This window comes from Ottowia beijingensis, from assembly GCF_013423955.1.
In the GTDB taxonomy this organism is placed as follows: Bacteria; Pseudomonadota; Gammaproteobacteria; order Burkholderiales; family Burkholderiaceae_C; genus Ottowia; species Ottowia beijingensis.
In genome coordinates this window covers 593,612-616,632 of sequence record NZ_JACCKX010000001.1, presented here as the reverse complement: position 1 = coordinate 616,632, position 23,021 = coordinate 593,612, and the positions used below count along the sequence as shown (strand labels likewise).

Below are 23,021 nucleotides of genomic sequence, written 5' to 3'. Positions count from 1 at the left end.
TGTTGATCCTTCTGGACATGCCGGAACTGCCTGAAGTCGAAGTCACGCGGCGCAGCTTTGCCGACCGGATTCGCGGCGCGCGCATCCTGGCCGCGCGCGCCGGCCTGCCGCTGCGCTGGCCGCTGGGGCTGGCGCCCGAGGCCCTGGTGGGGCAGTACGTGCAGGACGTGGGCCGGCGCGGCAAGTACCTGGTGCTGCAACTGGACGATGGCGTGCTGCTGGTGCACCTGGGCATGTCCGGCAGCCTGAGCTTTCGCAGCGAGCCCCCGAGGCCGGGCGGCACGACCATTTCGACCTCGTCACCACGCAAGGCACGCTGCGGCTGCACGACCCGCGCCGCTTCGGCGCCGTGGTGTGGTCGGCCGGGGTGAGCGCCGACCCGGCGCGCAAGCTGCTGGCCAGGCTGGGCATGGAGCCGCTGGGCGAGCAGTTCGATGCGGCCGCCTTCCACGCCGGCCTGCGCGCGCGCCGGGCGCCCATCAAGCAGGTGCTGCTGGCGGGCGACGTGGTGGTGGGCGTGGGCAACATCTACGCGTCCGAGGCGCTGTTCATGGCCGGCATCCGGCCCACCACGCGGGCCGACCGGCTGTCGCGCGCGCGGGCCGACCGCCTGCACGCGGCGGTGCGCGAGGTGCTGGCGCGCGCCGTGGAGCGCGGCGGCAGCACGCTGCGCGACTTTTCCAGCGCCACGGGCGAGGACGGGCACTTCCAGCTGGAAGCGGCGGTCTACGGCCGGGCCGGCCAGCCCTGTCTGAAGTGCGCCACACCGCTGCGGCAAATCCGGCAGGGCCAGCGCTCGACATTCTTCTGCCCGGTGTGCCAGCGCGCCTGACGGCGACTTAGGTCACGCCTTGCGCTTGTGCAGGCCCGAAGGCGCGGGTTCCGGCGCGGGGCGCGGTGTAATATGGCCCGAACTCCGGGAGTGGCTTCAGTGGCGGTGGCAGGTTTCAACGAGCAGTTCGACAAGCACGGCGCGTGGCGCCGCGAGATGGGCCTGCGCCTGAAGGTGCTGGGCGACTGGCTGCGCGAACAGCAACTGCTGGACGACGGCGCCGACGAGAGCTGCAGCGCCTGATCGAGCAATTGCGCTCCGACAAGGTCATGGTGGCCTTCGTGGCCGAGTTCTCGCGCGGCAAGTCCGAGCTGATCAACGCCGTGTTCTTTGCCGGCTACGGCCGCCGCATCATGCCGGCCAGCGCCGGGCGCACCACCATGTGCCCGACCGAACTGGGCTACGAGGCCGACCTGCCGCCCTGCCTGCGCCTGCTGCCCATCGAGACCCGCCTGCAGCCGCAGGCCCTGCTCGAATGGCGCATGGTGCCCGAGAAGTGGACGCGGGTCGACCTCGACGTGAACGACCCCGAGCAGCTGGCCGGCGCCATGGAAAAGGTGTCCGAAGTGCTGCACGTGACCAAGGACGAGGCGCGCGCGCTCGGCTTCTGGCACGACGACCGGCCCGAGGACAACCCGCCCGTCAACGCCTCCGGCGCCGTCGAGGTCCCGCGCTGGCGCCACGCACTCATCAACATGGCGCACCCGCTGCTCAAGCAGGGCCTGGTGGTGCTCGACACGCCCGGCCTGAACGCCATCGGCGCCGAGCCGGAGCTGACCGTCAACCTGATCCCTCAGGCGCAGGCCGTGGTGTTCATCCTGGCGGCCGACACCGGGGTGACCAAGTCCGACCTGACGATCTGGCGCGAACACCTGGCGACCATGGAAGACAGCGCCGGCACGCGCTTCGTGGTGCTGAACAAGATCGACACGCTGTGGGACGAGCTGAGCAGCGCGGCGCAGATCGAGGCGCAGATCGGCCGCCAGCGCGCCGACACGGCACAGACGCTGGCGCTGGACGCGCAGCAGGTGCTGGCGCTGTCGGCGCAGAAGGGGCTGCTGGCCAAGGTGCGCGGCGATGCCGCGCTGCTGGCCGAAAGCCGCCTGCCGAATTTCGAGCAGATGCTGGGCCAGCAGGTGCTGGGCGCGCGGCAGGCGGTGCTGGAAGGCGCGATCCGCTCCAGCGTCGGCCGCGTGCAGACGGATGCCACGCGCACGCTGGGCATCCGCCGGCGCGAGCTGTCCGAGCAGATGCTGGAGCTGAAGGGCCTGCGCGGCAAGAACCACACCGTGATCCGCCAGATGCGCCTGCGCGTCGAGCAGGAGAAGGCCGACTTCGACCGCAGCGCCGCCAGCGTGCTGGCCGTGCGCTCGGTGCACCTGAAGCTGCTGCGCGACGTGTTCAAGCTGCTGGGCAGCTCGTCCATCAAGCGCGAGCTGGCGGTGCTGAGCACGGCGCTGCGCGAGCCGGGCCTGAAGCTGGGCATCAAGAAGTCGTACGCCAAGGGCTTCGACAACCTGCGCGGCGTGATGCAGCAGGTGCAGACGCTGGAGACCGAGATCCACGCCATGCTGACGACCTCGTTCCGTCAGCTCAACACCGAGTACGGCTTTTCGCTGCAGGCGGTGGTGCCGCCCACCATGGACCGCTTCGAGAAGGACCTGGATGCCGTCGAGCGCAGCCACCTGCAGTACCTGGGCGTGGGCAACATGGTGCAGCTGGCGCGGCCCGAGTTCGCCGAGAAGCTGGTGCGCGCGCTGCTGGCGCGCGTGCGCTCGATCTTCGAGACGGCGCTGGGCGAGATCGAGCTGTGGAACAAGTCCACCTCGAGCCAGCTCGATGCACAACTGCGTGAGCGCCGCCGCGCCTACGGCCGCCGCATCGAGGCGATCCAGCGCATCCAGGACGCCGCGGGTGGGCTCGATCTGCGCATCGGCGAGATCGAGGAGCAGGAGTCCGCCCTCGACGCCATTGAGCGGCGGCTCGCCACCCTCAGCCGCGAGCTGCAGACCGCCAGCGCCGACCAGGCCACACCGTCCGAGCACGCCGAGGCCGTGCCGGCGTGACGCGCCGCGGCGCGGCGTTTTCCGCCCGCATCATCGACTGGCAGCGCCAGCACGGCCGCCACGGCCTGCCGTGGCAGGGCACGCGCGATCCGTACCGCGTGTGGCTGTCGGAAATCATGCTGCAGCAGACGCAGGTGACGACGGTGCTGGGCTACTACGCGCGCTTTCTCGAGCGCTTTCCCGACGTCGCCCGCCTGGCCGCCGCGCCCGAGGATGAAGTGCTGGGGCTGTGGAGCGGGCTGGGCTACTACTCGCGTGCGCGCAACCTGCACCGCTGCGCGTGCGAGGTGATGGCGCGCTTCGGCGGCGCGTTTCCGCGCACGGCGGCCGAGCTGGCCACGCTGCCGGGCATCGGCCGCTCGACGGCGGCGGCCATCGCGGCGTTCTGCTTCGGCGAGCGCGCCGCCATCCTGGACGGCAACGTCAAGCGCGTGCTGACGCGCGCCTTCGGCATCGACGACGACCTGAGCGAAGCCCGCCACGAGCGCGCGCTGTGGGCGCGGGCCGAAAGCCTGCTGCCCGAGCACGACCTGGCCCGCAGCATGCCCGCCTACACGCAGGGACTGATGGACCTGGGCGCCGGCATCTGCACGCTGCGGCGACCGGCCTGCACGGTGTGCCCGCTGGTCGGTGACTGCGTGGCGGCGGGCCAGGGCGCACCCGCGCGCTACCCGGTCAAGACGCGGCGCGTGGCGCGCGGGCAGATCACGCTGTGGCTGCTGCACGCGCAGGACGAGCAAGGCCGGGTGTGGCTGCAGCAGCGGCCCGACAAGGGCATCTGGGCGCGCCTGTTCTGCCTGCCGCTGCACGAAGGGCGCGAGGCCTTGACGGACAGCCTGCCGCCGGCCGCGCGCGCGGAGGCGATCGAGCACGCGCCGTTCCGGCATGTGCTGACGCACCGCGACCTGGACATCCACATCGTCAGCGCCCGGTTGCCGGGCACCGCGCTGGGCGACGACGGCCGCTGGTTCACGCCCCATGAATGGCCAGCGCTGGGCCTGCCGGCGCCGATCCGCAGGTTTCTGCAGGCGCAGGCTTGAGCGGCCAGGTAGGCTGTCGATAAAGCGTGATGATCAAGAAGTCTCGAATGACGCGCGGCCTGCATCCGCTGTGTGGGAGCGGGCTTGCCCGCGATGAGGCGACTCGTCGCCACCAAGGCTTGATCGCGGGCAACCCGCGCATGCAACGCTGTCCGAGCGTTGTGGTTGATCAATAAAGATAGCTGCTTGCGCCTGTCAGTAAACGATTTCAGATATAAAAAGCCTGAAATCGTTTCAAATCAATCGCAAGCAGCTATTATTTTTGAATGCCGTCCAGCTCGCGGTGGCGTGCCAGCGTCAGCCACTCGGCGCTGAACTGTTGCACCAGCTGCTCCACCAGGTACACCGAGCGGTGCTGCCCGCCCGTGCAGCCGATGGCCACCGTGACGTAGCTGCGGTGGTCGCGCGCCAGCGCCGGCAGCCAGGTGCGCAGGAAGTCGGCGATCTGCTGGCGCATCAGCTGCACCTCGGGCTGCTGCGCCAGGAAGTCGGCGACCGGCTGGTCGCGCCCGGTCATGGGGCGCAGCTCGGTGTCGTAGTGCGGGTTGGGCAGCATGCGCACGTCGAACACGTAATCCGCATCCAGCGCAATGCCGCGCTTGAAGGCGAAGGATTCGAACACCAGCGTCAGGTGCGCCGTGGGCGCGGCGATGAGCTGCTTGACCACCGCCAGCAGCTGCGACGGCCGCCGGTGGCTGGTGTCGATGACGTGCGAGCGCTCGCGCAGGTCGGCCAGCAGGCGGCGCTCTTTCTCGATCGCCTGCGGCAGCGCCTGCCGGCCCTGCAGGTCGTCGGGCATCGACAGTGGGTGGCGCCGCCGCGTTTCGGAAAAGCGCCGCACCAGGGTTTCGTCGTCGGCGTCCAGAAAGATCTGGCGCAGCGCGATGCCCCTGTCGCTCAGGCCATGCAGCAACAGCGGCAGCTGCGGCAGCGAATCGCCGCTGCGCACGTCCATGGCAATGCCCACCCGGCGCGTGCCCAGGCGCTGCTGCAGCGCGATGAAGGGCTCCAGCAGTTCGGGCGGCAGGTTGTCGACGCAGTAGTAGCCCACGTCCTCCAGCGCGCGCAGCGCCACCGACTTGCCCGATCCGGACATGCCGCTGATGACCACCAGTTCGATGCTCATGCGCGCGCCTTCCGCGTGCCGCGCGGCGGCGTTGCGGGCGCCGCCGCGGGCGCGTTCAGCATCTCCTGCGCATGCGCCAGCGTGGTGTCGGAAATGCGCTCGCCGCCCAGCATGCGGGCGATCTCGCGCGTGCGCGGCTCGCCCTGGATGGGCGCCACCGTGCTGGTGGGCGCGGCCCCTTCGCCAGCCTGCTTGCTGACCAGCAGGTGCTCGTCGGCACACGCCGCCACCTGCGGCAGATGGGTGACGCACAGCACCTGCCGGTCGCGCCCCAAGCGCTGCAGCAGCTGGCCTACGGTGGCGGCCACGGCGCCGCCCACGCCCGAATCGACCTCGTCGAACACCAGCGTTCCGACGCTGCCCAGTTCGCTGGTGGTCACCGCGATGGCCAGCGCCAAGCGTGACAGTTCACCGCCGGATGCTACACGTTCAATAGCGCGTGGCGCTGATCCGGTGTGCGCTGCCACCAAAAACTGCACGTTCTCCAGGCCGTGCTGCGCCGGCTCGGACAGGCGCTCAATCGCCGCTTCGAAGTGGCCGCCCTGCATGCCCAACTCCTGCATCGCGGCGGTCACCGCCTGCGACAGGCGCGGCGCGGCCTGCTGGCGCTGCTTCGACACGGCTTGCGCGGCCTGCAGATACGCCTGACGCGCGGCCTGAGCGTCGGCCTCCAGCTGTGCCAGGTCGCCCGCCGCTTCCAGCTGCGCCAGCTCGGCGCGCCATTGCGCCAGCACCGCGTGCAGCTCTTCCGGCGGGCGGCGAAAGCGCCGCGCCAGGCCTACCCATTGGCCCATGCGCTCGTCCAGCTTGGCCAGTTGCTCGGGGTCGGGGTCGGCGCGCCGCAGATAGCCGTGCAGGCTGTGGGCGGCATCGCGCGCCTGGGCCACGCAGGCTTCCAGCACCTCGACCAGGGCGGCGAATTCGGGTTCGATGCCGCGCTGCTCGTCCAGCGCGTTCTGTGCCTGCGCCAGCGCGGGCAGGGCGCCGCCTTCGCCATCGTCGCCTTCCAGCGCGGCGCTGGCCGTCTGCGCGGCGTCGATCAGCGCCTGCGCATGCGACAGGCGGGCGTGGCGCTGGTTCAGCTCGTCCCACTCGCCATTGGCCGGGGCCAGCTTGTCGAGTTCGCCGATCTGCCACAGCAGGCGCTCGCGCTCCTGCGCCAGGCTGTTCTGGGCTGCGCGGGCGGCTTGCAGCGTGGCGTCGGCCTGGCGCCAGGCTTGCCAGGCGGCGGTCATCGGGCGCGCATCGGTGCCGGCATAGGCATCCAGCAGCTCGCGCACGGCGGCGGGGCGCGTCAGGCTTTGCCAGGCGTGCTGGCCGTGAATGTCGACCAGCCACTCGCCCAACTCGCGCAACTGCGCCAGCGTGGCGCTGGAGCCGTTGATCCAGGCGCGGCTGCGGCCGGCACTGTCGATGGTGCGGCGCAGCAGCAGGGCGCCGGATTCGGTGTCGAAGCCATGCTCAGCCAGCCAGGGGCGTGCCGTCTCGGGCAGGTCGAACTCGGCGCCGATCTCGCAGCGCGGCTGGCCTTCGCGCACCCACAGCGCATCGCCGCGCCCGCCCAGCACCAGCTGCAGCGCGTCGATCAGGATCGACTTGCCGGCGCCCGTCTCGCCGGTCAGGGCCGTGAAGCCGCGACCCAGCGCCAGATCGAGCGCCGGGACGATGACGAAGTCGCGCAGGGTCAGGTGGCGCAAACCCATGTCAATGATCTCCCGCGTCGTCGCGTCGCCCGGTGTGCATCAGGCACCCCGAATCCAGCGGCCGCGGAGCAGGCCACGCGGGGGCGCCGTGGAGCGGGCTTGGCCCGGCCACTGGCGTCGTCCCCTGAGGGAAGGCGCCGCAGGCGACTCAGGGGACGTCATACCCCGCCCTCGTTCCAGTGCAATTTCTTGCGCAGCGTGTCGAAGTAGCTCCAGCCCGTGGGGTGCAGAAAGCGCACGCGGAACTCGGAGCGCCGCACCACGATGCGGTCGCCATGGTGCAGCGAGGCCAGCGACTGCATGTCGAAGCTGGCGCTGGCGTCCTTGCCGGAGACGATCTCGATGGCGATCTCCACCGGATCCGCCACCACGATCGGCCGGTTCGACAAGGTGTGCGGCGCGATCGGCACCAGCGCCCAGGCCGGCACCAGCGGGTGCAGCAGCGGCCCGCCGGCCGACAGCGCATAGGCCGTGGAGCCGGTGGGCGTGGCCACGATGATGCCGTCGGCCCGGTGGTTGGCCACGAAGTGGCCGTTGACCTCGACGCGCAGTTCCACCATGCTGGCCACGGCGCCGCGGTTCACTACCACGTCGTTCATGGCGAAGGCCTCGAACACGCACTCGCCCTCGCGCATCACCTTGCCATGCATCAGGCTGCGGTGGTCTTCCTCGAACGCGCCGCCCAGCATGGCCGACAGCGTTTCGTGGTAGCCCTCCAGCGGAATGTCGGTGATGAAGCCCAGCCGCCCCTGGTTGATGCCGATCAGGGGCGTGCCGTAACGCGCCAGCTGCCGGCCGATGCCGAGCATGGTGCCGTCGCCACCCACCACCACCGCCAGGTCGCATTCGTTGCCGATGGTGGCCACGTCGAGGGCGGGGTACTGGTCGAGCCCGGTGCTGTGCGCGGTGCGCTCGGCCAGCACCACCTGGCAACCCTGGGCCGTCAGAAAGCCGGCGATCTCGGCAATGATTTCTCGGGTCGAGTCCGGCACGGCGGAAGAGGCCGAATCCTGGTACTTCCCGACCAGTGCGACACGGTGAAACTGAAGGCTCATGAACAAATTACATCATAATGATTTGAATGCTCGACGACCGTGCACGCCTGCTGCTCAAGACCCTGATCGAGCGCTACATCGCCGACGGCCAGCCCGTCGGTTCGCGCACGCTGTCGCGCGCCTCGGGGCTCGATCTGTCGCCCGCCACCATCCGCAACGTGATGTCGGACCTGGAGGAGATCGGCCTGATCGCCAGCCCGCACACCTCGGCCGGGCGCGTGCCCACGGCGCGCGGTTACCGCCTGTTCGTCGACACCATGCTGACGGCGCAGCAGGGCGAGATGGACGCGCCGGCACTGACGCCCGACCAGCCGCAAAGGTGATCGCCAACGCGGCGCAGCTGCTGTCCAACCTGTCGCACTTCGTCGGCGTGGTGATGGCGCCGCGCCGCTCGTCGGTGTTCAAGCACATCGAGTTCCTGCGCCTGTCCGAGCGGCGCCTGCTGCTGATCATCGTGGCGCCCGACGGCGACGTGCAGAACCGCGTGCTGTTCACCGACACCGACTACACGGCGTCGGAACTGCAGGAGGCGTCGAACTACCTCAACGCCAACTTCTCCGGCATGGCCATCGAGCAGGTGCGCGCGCGCCTGCACCACGAGGTGGACCGCCTGCGCGGCGAGATCGCCAAGCTGATGCAGGCGGCGGTGCAGGTCGGCTCCGAGGTCATGAGCCAGGCGCAGGACGAGGTGGTGATCTCGGGCGAGCGCAATCTGTTGGCGGTGACCGATTTCTCCAGCGACATGAACCAGCTGCGCCGCGCGTTCGACCTGTTCGAGCAGAAGGCGCAACTGATGCGGCTGCTCGACGTATCGAGCGAGGCCGAGGGCGTGCGCATTTTCATCGGCGGCGAAAGCCAGACCGTGCCGGTGGAAGACCTGTCGGTCGTCAGCGCGCCGTACGAGGTGGATGGCCAGGTGGTCGGCACGCTCGGCGTGATCGGCCCCACGCGCATGCCTTACGACCGCATGATCCAGATCGTCGACATCACGTCGCGGCTGGTCAGCAACGCGCTCAGCCAGGGCAAGCCGGGTGGCAACGCCTGGAATCACGCGCTTGGCGGGCCGTTAGCTCAGTTGGTCAGAGCAGGGGACTCATAATCCCTTGGTCGCAGGTTCAAGTCCTGCACGGCCTACCAAATTTCTTGTGTTAGAATTGCGGGCTTCGCGCGGCTGTAGCTCAGTTGGATAGAGTACTTGGCTACGAACCAAGGGGTCGTGGGTTCGAATCCTGCCAGCCGCGCCACTTTCTTTGAGAAACCCCGCAAGTCCTTGATTTGCGGGGTTTTTCATGTTCACGGGCATCATCACCGCGGTTGGCCGCATCGTTGAAGTGCGGGCATTGGGCGACAGCGGCGCGCATGGCAAGCAGTTGCTGATCGAGACGCCCGCCGGCTATCTGGATGACGTGGGCCTGGGCGACAGTATCGCGCTCAACGGCGCCTGCATGACGGCCACGCAGATCGACGCCGCGACCGGGCGCTTCGCCATCGACATCTCGGCCGAATCGCTGGCGCGCACGGCGGGGCTCGACCAGCCCGGGCCCATCAACCTCGAAAAAGCCCTGCGCGCGCACGACCGCCTGGGTGGGCACATAGTCTCGGGCCATGTGGACGGCATCGGCCAGGTCACGCACTTTGCCCCCGTGGGCGAGCTGGGAGCTGCGCGTGCTGGCGCCGCGCGAGCTGGCGAAATACCTGGCGTACAAGGGCTCGATCACGGTCAACGGCGTGAGCCTGACGGTGAACCGGGTGAGCGACACGGCCGAGGGCTGCGAGTTCAGCATCAACCTGATTCCGCACACGGTGCAGAACACCGCGCTGCATGCGCTGGCGGTGGGCGCTGCGGTCAATCTGGAGATCGACCTGATCGCCCGTTATGTGGAGAGAATGCTCTCCAGCGCAGGCGTGGCGGGCGCCGGCAGCTCCTAAATTCGCAGCTTGACGACGCCCGTGGCCAGTGCCGTGCCGCACAGCACGATGGCGCCGCAGAACAGCATCCACGGCGTCACGGTTTCGCCCAGCAGCGCCACGCCATAGAACACCGCGAACACCGGAATGGTGAAGGTGACCGTGATGGCCCGCGCCGGGCCCAGCCGGTCGATCAGGCGGAAGTACAGCACGTAGGCCACCGCGGTGCACAGCACGCCCAACGCGAGCAGCGCGCCCCAGGCTGTGGCGCTGGGTGGCTGCGACGGCCACAGCAGCAGCGATGGAATCGCCAGCCCCAGCGCCGCGCCGATCTGGCTGCCGGTGGCCGACATCAGTGGGTTCAGGCCCGTCAGGTAGCGGCGCGTGTAGCTGGCCGACACGGCATAGCTGATGGTGGCCAGCAGGCACGCGGCCACGCCCCAGGCCGGGCTGAAGCCCGATGCATTGGGCGTGAAGCTGGCCTTGCCCCAGGTGAGCAGCGCCACGCCGATGAAGCCGATGACCAGCCCCAGCGTGCGCGAGGCGCCTGGCCGGTCGCCCAGCCAGGCCCAGGCCACCAGCGCGCCGAACAGCGGCACCGTGGCGTTCAGGATGGACGACAGGCCGGTGCTGATCGACAGCAGCGCGAAGCTGAACAGCGCGAATGGAATGGCCGAATTGATGACGCCGCAGAACAGCACCGGCTTCCAGTGCTGGCGCAGCTGCGGCCACAGGCCACGCGCCAACATCACCGGCAGCAGCGCCAGTGCCGCGATGGCCACGCGCACGCCGGCCGTCGGCAGCGGGCCGAACTCCAGCGTGCCCAGCCGCATGAACAGGAACGACGCGCCCCAGATGGCGGCCAGCAGGATGAATTCGACGGCGACGGCGGCAGACATGGGCGCGAAGTATGGGGCCGCGGGCGGCGCGGCAGGTTGCTGGATGCGTGCGGGATGGATGCGGCGGGCGCAACCATGTCTCAGGCGCGGCCGGGCGGCTGCGGGCGCAGGGTGGCGGCTGGCGCGCCGCCGCTTGCGGGCGTGTCGATGGTCCAGCCCTCCAGCCGCAGCAGCGCCGCCTTGCGCGCCAGGCCGCCGGCGTAGCCTGTCAGCGCCCGCGGCTGCCCAGCACGCGGTGGCAGGGCACGAAGATGCTGAGCGGATTGGCGCCGACGGCGGTGCCGACCGCGCGCACGGCAGCCGGGCGGCCGATGCGTTCGGCGACCTGGCGGTAGCTTTGCGACTGGCCGGCTTCGATGGCCAGCAAGGCGCGCCACACGGTTTGCTGGAACGGTGTTCCGCTCGACAGATCCAGTGGCACGTCGAAGTGCACGCGCCGGCCGGCGAAGTACGCGTCCAGCTGGCGCATCGCCCCGGCCAGCGCGGGGTGACCGGGCTCGGGCGCTCCCCATTCGGCCCAGGCCGGGCTGTCCTTATGGCCCTCGGTGAACCAGGCGCCGCACAGGCCTGCGGCGTGGCGGCCAGCAGCAGATCGCCCAGCGGGGTGCCGCACAGGGCGTGTGCGGTGTGCAGATGGTGTTTCATGGTCAAAACCTCGTTGAGCCGCCGTCCATCAAGCGCGGACAGCTATGAAATTGATACTTCTTTGGTTTGCCACGCCCGCACGGCGGCGTAGCCGCGCCACGGCCGCCAGCGCTCGGCCAGCGCTTGCGCGGCGCGGGCGCGGTGGCGCTGGCTTGACACCCCCAGCGCCTTGTGCAGCGCCACGTCGCCGGCCGGGAAGGCATCGGGCCAGCGCAGCGCGCGCAGGGCGATGTACTGCGCCGTCCAGTCGCCGATGCCGGGCAGGGCGGTGAGGGCGGCCAGGGTGGCGGGCACGTCGGCGCCGGCGTGCAGCGCCAGCTGCCCGGCATCCACCGCCCGCGCCAGCGCGTGCAGCGCAGCCTGGCGTTGCCGCACCAGGCCGAGCCGGCCCAGTTCGTCACCGCTGGCGCCCGCCAGCGCGGCCGGAGCAGGAAACAACCGCGCCAGCCCGTCGATCGGCGTGGCCAGCGGCTCACCGAAGCGCGCCACCAGCCGCGTGGTCAGCGTGCGCGCCGCGGCCACGCTGACCTGCTGGCCGACGATGGCGCGCACCGCCAGCTCGAAGCCGTCCAGCGTGCCCGGCACCCGCACGCCCGCCGCGCTGGGGAAGTCGGCGCCCAGCACGGCGTGGATGGCGGCCGGGTCGGCGTCCAGGTCGAGCCAGGCGCGCACGCGGGCGATCACGCGCGGCAGCGCGGGTGCCAGCGTGTCGGCCACGCGCACGTGCACCCGGTGCGCGCCGGGATCGAAGCGGCAGGCGACCCAGCCGCCGATGCCGCGCTGGCCCACCTGCAGGCGCAGCGTGCGTGCCACGGTGGCGGCCTCGACATCGACCTGCTCCGCGCCGGGCACGCTGCGCTGCTGCAGAAAAATCAGCATGGCCTGCACGTCATACGGCGGCCGAAAGCCCAGAACGACTTCGATGCCGTCACCGTGCGGCGCGCCCTGGCCCTGGCGCCGCAGCGCCGTCGGGCTCATGCGGTAGTGCGCGGCCAAGGCGGCGTTGAAGCGGCGCAGACTGGCAAAGCCGGCGGCCAGCGCCACCTGCGCGATCGGCAGGCGCGTGTCGGCCAGCAACTGCTTGGCGGCCAGCAGGCGGCGCGTCTGCAGCCAGGCCAGGGGCGACACGCCCAGTTCCGCCTCGAACACGCGGCGCAGGTGCCGGTCGCTCACGCCCAGGCGCGCCGCCAGCCCCGCCACGCTGGGCGCGGCATCACCCCAGGCATCGGGCGAATCCAGCAGGCGCGCGGCGTGCCGCGCCAGCAGGGCCGAGGCGTCCTGCGCCGACCAGGCCAGCGCCTGCGGCGCCAGCTCGGGACGGCAGCGCAGGCAGGGGCGAAAGCCGGCGCCTTCGGCCTGCGCCGCGTGGGTGAAGAAGCGGCAGTTCTCGCGCCGCGGCGTCTTCACGCGGCACACGGGGCGGCAGTAGATGCCGGTGGAGGTGACACCGATGAAGAACGCGCCGTCGAAGCGTGCGTCGTGCGCTACCACGGCGCGGTAGCAGGCGTCGGCATCGAAGGGTGAAGGGGGCGTCATGCAACGCATGATAGGCAGCGCCGCGCTGGCGACTCGCCGTTTTCGGACATGGTGCTGACGGCACCCCGTCGAAGGGCCGCTGCCTACAATCGGCGCCCATGCAAGTCACCCCCAGCATCTTCAAGGCCTACGACATCCGCGGCACCACGCCGACCACCATCAACGAACCGGTGGCCGAGGCGCTCGGCCTGGCCTTTGGCACCACCGCGCTGGCGCTGGGCGAGAAAACCGTGGCGGTGGGGCGCGACGGGCGCCTGTCCGGCCCGGCCCTGTCCGCCGCGCTGGTGCGCGGGCTGGTGGCGGCGGGGGTCGAGGTGATCGACATCGGCCTGGCCACCACGCCGATGCTGTACTTCGCCGCCGCCACGCTGTGCAGCAGCGGCATCCAGGTGACGGGCAGCCACAACCCGCGCGACGACAACGGCTTCAAGATGGTGCTGGCCGGCCGCGCGATCCATGGCGAGGACATTCAGGCGCTGCGCCGCATGATGGAAGCCGAAAGCTGGCAGCGCCGCGCAGGCGGCCGCGTGCGCAGCGTGGACGTGCTGCCGGCCTACCGCGAGCGCATCGCGGGCGACGTGAAACTGGCGCGGCCGATGAAGATCGTGGTCGATTGCGGCAACGGCGTGGCCGGCGCCAGCGCGCCGGGCATCTTCCGCGCCATCGGTTGCGAGGTGATCGAGCTGTTCAGCGAGGTTGACGGCAACTTCCCCAACCACCACCCCGACCCGAGCAAGCCCGACAACCTGCGCGACGTGATCGCCGCATTGCAGACCACCGATGCCGAACTGGGCCTGGCCTTCGACGGCGATGGCGACCGCCTTGGCATCGTCACCAAGGATGGGCAGAACATCTTCCCCGACCGGCAGATGATGCTGTTCGCGCAGGACGTGCTCAGCCGCGTGCCGGGCGGCACCATCGTGTTCGACGTGAAGTGCTCGCAGCGCCTGGCGCCCGCCATCCAGCAAGCGGGCGGCGTGCCGCTGATGCACAAGACGGGGCATTCGCTGGTCAAGGCGCGCATGAAAGAGGTCGATTCGCCCCTGGGCGGCGAGATGAGCGGCCACATCTTCTTCAAGGAGCGCTGGTACGGCTTTGACGACGGCACCTACGCCGGTTGCCGCCTGCTCGAAATCCTGAGCCGCCACGCCGACCCGAGCGCCGTGCTGAACGCGCTGCCCACCAGCCACAGCACGCCCGAGTTGAACGTGGCCTGCGCCGAAGGCGAGCCGCACCGGCTGGCGGCCGAGTTGCAGGCGCTGGCGGCCGAGGCGTTCGCTGCGCCGGCGCAGGTGTCGACAATCGACGGCCTGCGCATCGACTGGCCCGACGGCTTCGGCCTGATCCGCGCCAGCAACACCACGCCGGTGCTGGTGCTGCGTTTCGAGGGCACACCGATGCGGCGCTGCAGCGCATCGAAGGCGAGATGCTGGCCCTGCTGAAACGCGTGAAACCGGATGCGCGGGTGGGGGCGGCGGCGCATTGAGCAGCACGCGGCATACTCTCGAATTGATAGTGGCTTGCGCTTGTCAGGCAATGATTTCAAGACAAAATGATCTGAAATCGGCCTGTGAAAAGCGCAGGCAGCTATCTTTTTGAATGCGATGGCCTGAGGTGCGGGCCCTTTACAGCCTGGCCGCCTGGGCCGCCCAACCCCTGCTGCGCCGCAAGCTGCGCCGCCGCGCCGTGGCCGAGCCGGGGTATGGCGAGCATGTCGAGGAGCGTTTTGGCCGCTACGGCGTGGCACGGCCTGTGGGCGACGGCCCGCTGGTGTGGGTCCACGCCGTGTCGCTGGGCGAAACGCGTGCCGCGGCCATCCTGATGGCCGCGCTGCGCCAGCGCCTGCCGGGCATGCGCCTGCTGCTCACGCACGGCACCGCCACCGGGCGGGCCGAGGGGCGCAAGCTGCTGCGCGATGGCGACGTGCAGGTCTGGCAGCCGTGGGACACGCGGGGCGCGGTGCGGCGCTTCTTCGCGCATTTCCGCCCCGACGTGGGTGTGCTGATGGAGACCGAGGTCTGGCCGAACCTCATTGCCGAGGCCCGTGCCTGCGGTGTGCCACTGGCGCTGGCCAACGCGCGCCTGTCCGAGAAATCGCTGCGCGGCGCCCAGCGCGCCGGCTGGCTGCTGCGCCCAGCCTACCGTGCGTTGACGGCGGTGTTCGCGCAGACCGAGGCCGACGCGGCGCGCTTTCGCAGCATCGGCGCGCCGCAGGTCGGCGTGCTGGGCAACCTGAAGTTCGACGCCCAGCCCGACGCCGCGCAGCAGGCGCAGGCCAGCCGCTGGCGCGCAGTGCTGGCGGGCCGGCCGGTGGTCATGCTGGCCAGCTCGCGCGAAGGGGAGGAGGGTGAGTTTCTAGGCCAAATCAAGGCCCTGGCGCTTTCTGGGAAAGCGCGAGCAGCTCCTGAAAATGAAGCGAACGCCCGCCCCAGCCCGCTCTGGCTGATCGTGTCCCGCCACCCGCAGCGCTTTGCCGAGGTGGCGCAGATGGCACGTGATGCGGGCCTGGCGGTGGCGCAGCGCAGCACCTGGACCGATGCACCGCCGACGGGCGCGCTGGCGGCCGATGTCTGGATCGGCGACAGCCTGGGCGAGATGGCGCTCTATTACAGCCTGGCCGATGTGGCGCTGCTGGGCGGCAGCTTTGCGCCGCTGGGGGCAGAACCTGATCGAGGCCGCGGCCTGCGGCTGCCCGGTGGTGATGGGCCCGCACACCTTCAACTTCGCGCAGGCGGCCGAACTGGCCGAGGCCGCCGGCGCCGCACGCCGCGTGGCCGACATGGCGGGCGCCGTGGCCGCCGCGCAGGCGCTGCTGGCCGATGCCGCCGGGCTGGCGGCCATGCGCCGCGCCGCGCTCGGCTTTGCCGGCGCCCACCGCGGCGCCGCGGCGCGCACGGCCGATGCGGTCGCCGCCCTGCTGGCCGGGCAAGGGCTTGCACCAAGTCGCCACAACAAGCAGCCCTGATAAAGTCCATTACCGATCGCCATCCGGCCGCCCACCTGTCCCAAGACCCGCCGTGTTCCGCTTCTTCGCCATCTTCCTTGTCATCCAGGCCGTGCTGTTCGGCATCGAGATGCTGAACCCGGTTCAGGCCGCCGTGGTGCAACCGTGGACCGGCCTGCTGGCCAAGGCCAGCGCGGGCATCGTGCACGTGATCGACCCCTCGGTCATCTCCTACGGCCGCGTGCTGCAAAGCGCCAAGACGGGCTTCGGCGTGTCGATCGAGGCGGGCTGCAACGGCGTCGAGGCCATGATCGTGCTGCTGGCGGCCATCATGGCCTTTCCGTCGAGCTTCAAGGCCAAGCTGTGGGGCTTGGGGTTGGGCTTCCTGGCCGTGCAGTCGGTCAACCTGCTGCGCATCGTCAGCCTGTTCTTCCTCGGCCAGTGGAACTACAAGGTGTTCGAGTTCGCCCACCTCTACATGTGGCAGGCGCTCATCATGCTGGACGTGCTGGTGGTGTGGCTGCTGTGGATGCGCTACGTGGCCAAGCACGACCCGAAACCGGCCGTCACCAACGCGGCGGCCGCGGCCTGAGCGGGAGCCCACGACGATGCGCGCCACCCTGATCGGCCGCTTCCTGCTGCTGGCCATCGTCTGGCTGGCGCTGCTGCTGCCGCTGTGGTACTGGGCCGCCAAGTGGCTGGCCACCCCGCCCATCTGGCTGGCGGGCACGGTGATGAACGCGCTGTTCCGCTGGGCCGACGGCTTCGAGCAACAGGGCGTGAATGCCGTGCTGCACACGCTGGTGCAGGTGCGCATGCAAGGCCCCACGGGCGACGTGCTGGGCGAGCTGGCGCCGGAGGTGAGCTACCCCACCTACGGCTACGGCCTGGTGCTGCTGTGGGCCATGCTGCTGGCCGCGCGCACCGAGCGCTGGTGGCTCAAGGGCTGGTCGGCAGCCTGCTGCTGGTGCCGGTGCAGGCCTGGGGCATCTGCTTTCAGTGGCTGCGCGACGTGGTCATCCTGTCCGGCGCCTCGGGCGCGGCCTATCTGCAGTACCCGCGCTGGGTGAACGACGTGGTGGCCTACGGCTACCAGTTCGGCTTTCTGATGCTGACGCCCGTGGCGCCGATCATGCTGTGGCTGCTGTTCAACAAGTCCTTCGTGGCCGCGCTGTGGCTGGAGGCGGCGCTGGAGGAGGCGCCGGACAAGCGCGCACAGGCGCCGACGGTGGAAACCGGAAAGTCCTGATTTGATAGCTGCCAGCGCTTGATGGGCGGGCTCTGTAGCCCGTTTTTCCTCTTATCCTGGAGCGCGCCTGGCCCGTGCTTCATCCGGCATGGCGGCGGCACCTGCCGGCATGCCAGCGCGCTGTGCCTTCAGCGCCGGTCGGCTCGCGCGGGGCGCGTGGCGTCTGCAGGCGATGGGGCAGTGGCACCGGGCGCACTGGCTGCGCCCGCGGGGGCCATGGGCGCCAGCGGCGCCACCACCACCGGCGGGCGGGCGCCCTCGGCCGCCAGCATCTGGTTGATGGGCAGCAGATCGTCAGCGCTCAGCGTGCCGCTGGCCTGCTTCAGGCGCAGCAGGCCCACCAGCACGTCGTAGCGCGCACGGGCCAGATCGCGCCGAGTCTGGTACAGCTGGCTTTGCGCGTTCAGCACGTCGATGTTGATGCGCACGCCCACCTGGTAGCCGAGCTGGTTGGCCTGCAGCGCGGTCAGGCTGGAGGCTTCAGCCGCCTCCAGCGCCGCCACCTGGCCGTGGCCCGACTGCACGCCGAAGTAGGCCGCGCGCGTGGCTTGCGCCACGGTGCGCTGGATGTTCTCCAGGTCGGCGCGGGCCTTGTCCTCCAGCGACAGGGTTTCGCGCACGCGGTTTTCCACCGCGAAGCCGGCGAACAGCGGCCAGTTCAGCACCACGCCCACGCCGGCGTTGGTGCTGCGGTAGCGCGCGCTGGGCGCGGCGCTGACGGAAGGGTTGCCGTCCGGGTAGCGGTTCTGCCCCACGCTGGCCTGCAGGTCCACCGTGGGCAGGTGGCCGGTCTTGGCCTTGGCAGTCTCCAGCCGGGCGATGTCGAGCGCCATGCGCGACTGCACCACGGCGGGGTGCTCGTTCACCGCGCGATCGACCCAGGTGTTCACGTCGGGCGGCTGGGGCTGCGGCAGCGCGATGGGCTGCGCCAGCGGGCGCGGGTCGACCCCGGTCAGGCCCACCAGCTGGTCCAGCGCCAGCTTCTTCACCCGCAGGTCGTTCTCGGCCGCGATCTCCTGCGCCGTGGCCAGATCGAACCGGGCCTGCGCCTCGCGGCTGTCGGTGATGGTGGCGTTGCCGACCTCGAAGTTGCGCTTGGCGGATTCGAGCTGCTCGGCCACCGCGGCCTTCAGCGCGCGCACGAAGGCCAGCGATTCCTCGGCCGCCAGCACGTCGAAGTAGGCCTGCGACAGGCGCACGATCAGGTCCTGTTCAACGCTGTGGAGCTGCACCCGCGCGGCTTCGGCGGCGCGCTGGCCCTGGTCCCAGGTGATGCGGTTGGCCGGGCGGTACAGCGGCTGCGAACCGACGATGGAACCGTTCAGCACGTTGAACGAGCGGCTGGACGATTGGCCCGCCACGTTGGTCTCGGCCCAGTTGCGCTGCGCGCCCGCCTGCAGGCCCACCTGCGGCAACAGGCCGGCGCGGGCCTGGTCGGCGCGCGCCTGGCTGGCCTGCGCGTTGGCCAGCGCCGACTGGTAGGGCGCGTCGTAGCCATGCGCCGTCTGGTACAGCTGCAGCAGCGATTGCGCCTGCGCGGACGCCGCGCCCCCGGCCAAGATGGCAGCCGTGCAGGCCAGTCGCATGAAACCAGGGAGTCCGACGGCCGCGGAGCAGGCCATGCCAGCGAACGCCGTCGCCGGACCTGCGCCGGCGACTGGCGTTGTCTCCCCTCGCGCAGCAGAGGGGGAAGGCGCGTCAGCGACTCAGGGGGTGTTTCATCTTCAATACCGGGGAACGGTGGGATCGACCTGCACCGACCACGCGTCTATGCCGCCGGCGATGTTGGCCACGCGGGCAAAGCCGTGCTGCTTCAGGAACATCGCCACCTGCATGCTGCGCCCGCCATGGTGGCACAGCAGGGCCACGGGGCGGTCGCGGTCCAGCTCGTGCAGGCGCGGCGGAATGCTGTGCATGGGCATCTGCACCAGCTCGGCGCCGTCGGGCTGCACGGTGGCCACGCGCCACTCGGCCGGTTCGCGGCAGTCCAGCAGCAACGGGGGCCTCACCCTCGGTGCGTGCGTCGGCCAGCCAGGCGGGCAGATCGCGTGGGGGACTTGTTCGATCATGGTCAAAAACGGCTTCAGCCCTTGTGCCACCTGCGTTAGCAGCAAAAATGAAAGCGCGACGGCTCGGGGAAGTTCAGCAGGCGTGGCAAGTTGCAGTCCCACGGCTGGGTGCTGACCAGGCCGTTGCCGGATTGCTGCACCAGCGTGGCGCGCATCACCGGCTCGTCGCCCACGATGGCCATCAGCCGGCCGCCGGCTTTCAGCAGGCCGAGCACGGCGTCGGGCAATTGCGCCACCGAGCCCGACAGCACGATGACGTCGAACGGGCCGTCGGCCGACAGGTCGGTGCTGGCGCCATCGGCCACGCGCACTTCCACGTTCAGCACGCCGGCGCGCTGCAGGTTGGCGTGGGCCGTCTTCGCCAGGTCGTTGTCGATTTCCAGCGTCAGCACGCGCTGCGCGCGGTGGCCCAGCAGGGCGGCCATGAAGCCGCTGCCGGTGCCGATCTCCAGCACCTTCTCGTGCTTGGCGACCTGCAGGTCCTGCAGCATGCGGGCCTCCACGCGCGGGGCCAGCATCACCTGGCCGGCGGCGACGGCGGCGTCGCTGTCCTTCAGCGGAATCTCCAGGTCGGCAAAGGCCAGCGCGCGGTGCGCGGCGGGCACGAAGTCCTCGCGGCGCACCACGGCCAGCAGATCCAGCACGTGCGCATCCAGCACGTCCCAGGGACGGATCTGCTGCTCGATCATGTTGAAGCGGGCTTGTTCGACGTTCATGCGGGGTTCTCCAGGGCGGGATGCGGGCAAACCGTTGATTTTAGGCGGCGGGGTCGGTGCCGGTGGGCGCGGGGGCCTTGATGAAGCGCCGCTTCAGCCAGCCGGCCAGGTCGTCCAGGTAGCAGTACACCACCGGCACCACCACCAGCGTCAGCAGCGACGAGGTGATGACCCCGCCGATGACGGCCTGGCCCATGGGCGCGCGCTGCTCCGATCCCTCGGTGACGGCGAAGGCCAGCGGCACCATGCCGAACACCATGGCCAGCGTGGTCATCAGGATCGGGCGCAGCCGCACGCGCGCAGCGGCCAGCAGGGCGGGCTCGCGCGCCAGCGGCTCGCTGTGGCCGGTTTCGCCGGCGCGGCCCTCGCGCGCGCGGATGGCGAAGTCCACCAGCAGGATGGCGTTCTTGGTCACCAGGCCCATCAGCATCACGATGCCGATGATGGAGAACATCGACATGCTGGAGCCGAACAGCATCAGCGCCAGCACCACGCCGATCAGCGTCAGCGGCAGCGAGGTCATCAGCGCCATCGGTTGCAGAAAGCTCTTGAACTGGCTGGCCAGGATCATGTAGATGAAGATGATGGCCATGGCCAGCGCCTGCAGCGCGTAGGCAAAGCTCTCCTCCATGTTCTGCGTGGCGCCGCCGAACACGTGGCGGTAGCCGGGCGCGAATGCGGTCTGATCCAGGATGGCGCGGATGTCGCCCGACACCTCGCCGGTGGTGCGGCCGTGCACGTTGGCGGTGATCTGGATCTCGCGCAGCATGGCGCGGCGGTTGATCTGGTTGGTGCTGGTGGCCTCGCTCAAACTTGCCACCTGGTTCAGCCGCACGATGCGCGCCGTGCCGTCGGGGTTCATGCCGGCCGTCAGCGGCAGCCGCTCCAGGTCCTGCAGCGTGGTGCGCGATGCGGGTTGCAGCCGCACGATGACGTCGTAGGTCTGGTCGTCGGGCGCGCGCCAGTTGCCGACGATGGTGCCGGCCACCAGTGTGCGCAGCGGTGTGGCGATCTGCGCGGTGCTCAGGCCCAGCTCGGACGCCGCCTCGCGCTTCACGTGCACCTCCAGCGTCGGCTTGTCGGGCTTGCTGCTCGAATCCAGATCGACCAGGCCGGGGATGGCGCGCAGCTTCTCCATCAAGGGGCCGGCCAGGCGGTCCAGTTCGGCCTGATCGGGGCCCTGCAGCGAGAACTCGATCTGCTTCTGCCCGCCCACCGGCTCCAGCAGGCCGGCCTGGGTGACGGTGATGCCGGGCACCACGCGCAGGCGCTCGCGCATGTCGGCGGCCAGTTGCTGCGCGTCGCGCGTGCGCTGGTGCCGGTCGACCAGGCGGATGTAGAGGCTGGCGTTGGTCTTGCCTGCCGCCACGCCGCTGTTGATGGTGGTCACCGTGTAGCGCACCTCGGGGTAGCTGCGGATGATGGCGTCCACCTGCCGCGCCTTGGCCTCGGTGGCCTCCAGCGAGGAGCCCTGCGGCGTGTAGAAGGCGACGTTGGTCTCGCTGAAATCGGCCTGCGGCACGAACTCGGTGCCCAGCAGCCGCACCATGGCCACGCTCAGCGCAAAGATGCTGCCGGCGATCAGCAGCGTGAGCAGCTTGTGCACCAGCGCCCAGCGCAGCAGGCGCTCGTAGCCGGCGGCCAGGCGGTCGGTGGCGTGGTCGAACCAGTTGGTGACGCGGCCCAGTGTCTTGTCGTAGAAGGTGACGGGCGGGCCAGCACGCTGACCGTGCGCGCGGATGGCCGGGTCGTGCCAGACCGAGGACAGCATCGGGTCGAGCGTGAAGGCGACGAACATCGAGATCAGCACCGCCGCCACGATGGTCAGGCCGAACTCATGGAAGAACTTGCCGATGATGCCCTGCATGAAGCCGATCGGCAGAAACACCGCCACGATCGACAGCGTGGTGGCCAGCACGGCCAGGCCGATCTCCTGCGTGCCCTCCATGGCCGCGCGCCAGCTGTTCTTGCCCATCTGCGCGTGGCGCACGATGTTCTCGCGCACCACGATGGCGTCGTCGATCAGCAGGCCCACGCACAGGCTCAGCGCCATCAGCGTGATCATGTTCACCGTGAAGCCGAACACCTGCATGAAGAAGAAGGTGCCGATGATCGAGATAGGCAGCGTAAGGCCGGTGATGACCGTGCTGCGCCACGAGTTGAGGAACAGGAACACGATCAGCACCGTGAGCACCGCGCCCTCGATCAGCGTCTGCCGCACGTTGGTGACGGCCACGCGGATGGGGCGCGACAGGTCGGTCACCGGCTCCAGCCGCACGCCGGGCGGCAGCTCGGCACGCAGCGCGGCGATGGCCTGGTTGAGGCCGTCGACCACCTGGATGGTGTTCTCGTCCTGCGCCTTTTGCACGCTCACCAGCAGGGTGCGCTGGCCGTTGTAGAGGGCGAGCGACTCCTGCTCCTGCGCGCCATCGTGCACGGTGGCGACCTGATCGAGGTAGATGGGCGTGCCGCCGCGGCGCGCCACGATGATGCGGCCGAAGTCCTCGGGGCGCTCCATGCGGCCTTCGAGCTGCACTGTCAGCTCCTGTGCTTTGGTGCGCACCGGGCCGAGCGGCTGGTCCTGGTTTTCGCCGCGCACCGCCTGCATCACCTGCTCGGGGTAACGCCCAGCGCTTCCATGGCCTGCGGCTGCAGATACAGGTTGATCTCGCGCTTGGAGCCGCCGACCAGGTTGACGGCGCCGACGCCGCGCACGTTCTCCAGGCGCTTCTTCAGCACCTGGTCGGACCAGTTGGTGAGTTCGATGGCAGACAGGGGTTGCTGGCCTTGCTGCGGATCGGGCAGCACGGCCAGCGACCAGATGGCGCGGCTGGCGGGGTCGAAGCGCAGCACGCGCGGCTCTTTCACCTCGTCGCGCAACAGGGGGCGAACCTGGCCGATCTTCTCGCGCACGTCGTCGGCGGCCTTGCGGCCTTCGATGTGGAGCTGGAATTCGATGATGACGACCGACATGCCCTCGTAGCTGCGCGAGTACAGGGCGTTGATGCCGGCAATCGAGTTGACGGCTTCCTCGACCTTCTTGGTGACTTCGCTTTCGACGATGGGGGCGAGGCGCCGGGGTATTCGGTGGTGATGACGACGACTGGGAAGTCGATGTTGGGGAATTGGTCGACCTGCAGGCGCTGCAGCGAGAACAGGCCGAGCACGACGAACGCCAGCATCACCATGGTGGCGAAGACGGGGTTTTGAAGGCTGACCTTGGTGAACCACAT

General features: G+C 70.0%; 10 protein-coding genes, 2 tRNA genes and 9 pseudogenes. 11 read left to right on the top strand and 10 right to left on the bottom strand.

Features of this window, described 5'->3' with window-relative positions; translation table 11 throughout:
* Positions 1-17 precede the first annotated feature (17 nt).
* From mutM to mutY, 3 genes and pseudogenes are all read left to right on the top strand, one after another.
* Positions 18-832: pseudogene (gene mutM, locus H0I39_RS03120) on the top strand (bifunctional DNA-formamidopyrimidine glycosylase/DNA-(apurinic or apyrimidinic site) lyase).
* 72 nt (positions 833-904) lie between these two features.
* A pseudogene (locus H0I39_RS03115) lies at positions 905-2,898 on the top strand (dynamin family protein).
* Positions 2,895-3,938, top strand: a complete 1,044-nt coding sequence (gene mutY, locus H0I39_RS03110; protein ID WP_308645754.1) for an A/G-specific adenine glycosylase — start codon at positions 2,895-2,897, stop codon at positions 3,936-3,938. Before H0I39_RS03115 ends, mutY begins: the two are co-directional and overlap by 4 nt.
* A gap of 256 nt (positions 3,939-4,194) precedes the next feature.
* On the opposite strand, the gene rapZ is transcribed toward mutY, so the two are convergent.
* The 3 genes from rapZ to H0I39_RS03095 all read right to left on the bottom strand — a co-directional run bounded on the left by rapZ (position 4,195) and on the right by H0I39_RS03095 (position 7,822).
* Positions 4,195-5,064 carry an RNase adapter RapZ gene (gene rapZ / locus H0I39_RS03105; protein ID WP_180549527.1) on the bottom strand — a complete coding sequence of 290 codons (870 nt, stop codon included), beginning with the start codon at positions 5,062-5,064 and terminating at the stop codon, positions 4,195-4,197.
* Entirely contained in the window at positions 5,061-6,767 is a 1,707-nt protein-coding gene (recN, locus tag H0I39_RS03100) for a DNA repair protein RecN (protein WP_180549526.1), read from the bottom strand. The genes rapZ and recN overlap by 4 nt, the downstream gene beginning before the upstream one ends.
* A gap of 158 nt (positions 6,768-6,925) precedes the next feature.
* Complete coding sequence (locus tag H0I39_RS03095) at positions 6,926-7,822, bottom strand: NAD kinase (protein WP_180549525.1); 897 nt, start codon at positions 7,820-7,822, stop codon at positions 6,926-6,928.
* Positions 7,823-7,848: 26 nt separating this feature from the next.
* Between H0I39_RS03095 and hrcA the strand changes: the two are divergent.
* The 4 genes and pseudogenes from hrcA to H0I39_RS03075 all read left to right on the top strand — a co-directional run.
* Positions 7,849-8,849: pseudogene (gene hrcA, locus H0I39_RS03090) on the top strand (heat-inducible transcriptional repressor HrcA); the annotation flags it as partial.
* Positions 8,850-8,882: 33 nt separating this feature from the next.
* Positions 8,883-8,959: transfer RNA gene (locus tag H0I39_RS03085), tRNA-Ile, on the top strand.
* 30 nt (positions 8,960-8,989) lie between these two features.
* Positions 8,990-9,066 (top strand) — tRNA-Arg (locus H0I39_RS03080).
* A gap of 45 nt (positions 9,067-9,111) precedes the next feature.
* Positions 9,112-9,751 (top strand): annotated as a pseudogene (locus H0I39_RS03075) (riboflavin synthase).
* Here the strand turns inward: H0I39_RS03075 and H0I39_RS03070 are convergent.
* The 3 genes and pseudogenes from H0I39_RS03070 to H0I39_RS03060 all read right to left on the bottom strand — a co-directional run bounded on the left by H0I39_RS03070 (position 9,748) and on the right by H0I39_RS03060 (position 12,810).
* On the bottom strand, positions 9,748-10,629 hold the full coding sequence (locus tag H0I39_RS03070) for a DMT family transporter (RefSeq protein WP_180549524.1): 882 nt from the start codon (positions 10,627-10,629) through the stop codon (positions 9,748-9,750). The pseudogene H0I39_RS03075 and the gene H0I39_RS03070 sit on opposite strands and share 4 nt — an antisense overlap.
* A gap of 80 nt (positions 10,630-10,709) precedes the next feature.
* Positions 10,710-11,274: pseudogene (locus H0I39_RS03065) on the bottom strand (methylated-DNA--[protein]-cysteine S-methyltransferase).
* 42 nt (positions 11,275-11,316) lie between these two features.
* Positions 11,317-12,810, bottom strand: coding sequence for a DNA-3-methyladenine glycosylase 2 (locus H0I39_RS03060; protein ID WP_180549523.1), 1,494 nt, complete (start codon positions 12,808-12,810; stop codon positions 11,317-11,319).
* 98 nt (positions 12,811-12,908) lie between these two features.
* Between H0I39_RS03060 and H0I39_RS03055 the strand changes: the two are divergent.
* The 4 genes and pseudogenes from H0I39_RS03055 to H0I39_RS03040 all read left to right on the top strand — a co-directional run bounded on the left by H0I39_RS03055 (position 12,909) and on the right by H0I39_RS03040 (position 17,003).
* Positions 12,909-14,296, top strand: a pseudogene (locus H0I39_RS03055) (phosphomannomutase/phosphoglucomutase).
* 113 nt (positions 14,297-14,409) lie between these two features.
* Positions 14,410-15,775 (top strand): annotated as a pseudogene (locus tag H0I39_RS03050) (3-deoxy-D-manno-octulosonic acid transferase).
* 52 nt (positions 15,776-15,827) lie between these two features.
* Positions 15,828-16,346, top strand: coding sequence for an exosortase H (gene xrtH, locus H0I39_RS03045; RefSeq protein ID WP_180549522.1), 519 nt, complete (start codon positions 15,828-15,830; stop codon positions 16,344-16,346).
* A gap of 16 nt (positions 16,347-16,362) precedes the next feature.
* Positions 16,363-17,003 (top strand): annotated as a pseudogene (locus tag H0I39_RS03040) (exosortase H-associated membrane protein).
* Between the two features lie 128 nt (positions 17,004-17,131).
* On the opposite strand, the gene H0I39_RS03030 reads toward H0I39_RS03040, so the two are convergent.
* From H0I39_RS03030 to H0I39_RS03015, 4 genes and pseudogenes are all read right to left on the bottom strand, one after another.
* Positions 17,132-18,625, bottom strand: a complete 1,494-nt coding sequence (locus H0I39_RS03030; RefSeq protein ID WP_373368249.1) for a TolC family outer membrane protein — start codon at positions 18,623-18,625, stop codon at positions 17,132-17,134.
* A 102-nt stretch (positions 18,626-18,727) separates the two neighbouring features.
* Positions 18,728-19,072, bottom strand: coding sequence for a rhodanese-like domain-containing protein (locus H0I39_RS03025; RefSeq protein WP_180549519.1), 345 nt, complete (start codon positions 19,070-19,072; stop codon positions 18,728-18,730).
* A gap of 35 nt (positions 19,073-19,107) precedes the next feature.
* Positions 19,108-19,788 carry a protein-L-isoaspartate O-methyltransferase family protein gene (locus H0I39_RS03020; protein WP_180549518.1) on the bottom strand — a complete coding sequence of 227 codons (681 nt, stop codon included), beginning with the start codon at positions 19,786-19,788 and terminating at the stop codon, positions 19,108-19,110.
* 40 nt (positions 19,789-19,828) lie between these two features.
* Positions 19,829-23,021 (bottom strand): annotated as a pseudogene (locus H0I39_RS03015) (efflux RND transporter permease subunit).

What these genes read in the sequence shown, in the direction of transcription:
- H0I39_RS03025 (WP_180549519.1), bottom strand. Translation starts at nt 19,072, where the DNA reads ATGATCGAACAAGTCCCCCACGCGATCTGCCCGCCTGGCTGGCCGACG.
- H0I39_RS03060 (WP_180549523.1), bottom strand. Translation starts at nt 12,810, where the DNA reads ATGACGCCCCCTTCACCCTTCGATGCCGACGCCTGCTACCGCGCCGTG.
- recN (WP_180549526.1), bottom strand. Translation starts at nt 6,767, where the DNA reads ATGGGTTTGCGCCACCTGACCCTGCGCGACTTCGTCATCGTCCCGGCG.
- H0I39_RS03020 (WP_180549518.1), bottom strand. Translation starts at nt 19,788, where the DNA reads ATGAACGTCGAACAAGCCCGCTTCAACATGATCGAGCAGCAGATCCGT.
- H0I39_RS03070 (WP_180549524.1), bottom strand. Translation starts at nt 10,629, where the DNA reads ATGTCTGCCGCCGTCGCCGTCGAATTCATCCTGCTGGCCGCCATCTGG.
- H0I39_RS03030 (WP_373368249.1), bottom strand. Translation starts at nt 18,625, where the DNA reads ATGGCCTGCTCCGCGGCCGTCGGACTCCCTGGTTTCATGCGACTGGCC.
- H0I39_RS03095 (WP_180549525.1), bottom strand. Translation starts at nt 7,822, where the DNA reads ATGAGCCTTCAGTTTCACCGTGTCGCACTGGTCGGGAAGTACCAGGAT.
- rapZ (WP_180549527.1), bottom strand. Translation starts at nt 5,064, where the DNA reads ATGAGCATCGAACTGGTGGTCATCAGCGGCATGTCCGGATCGGGCAAG.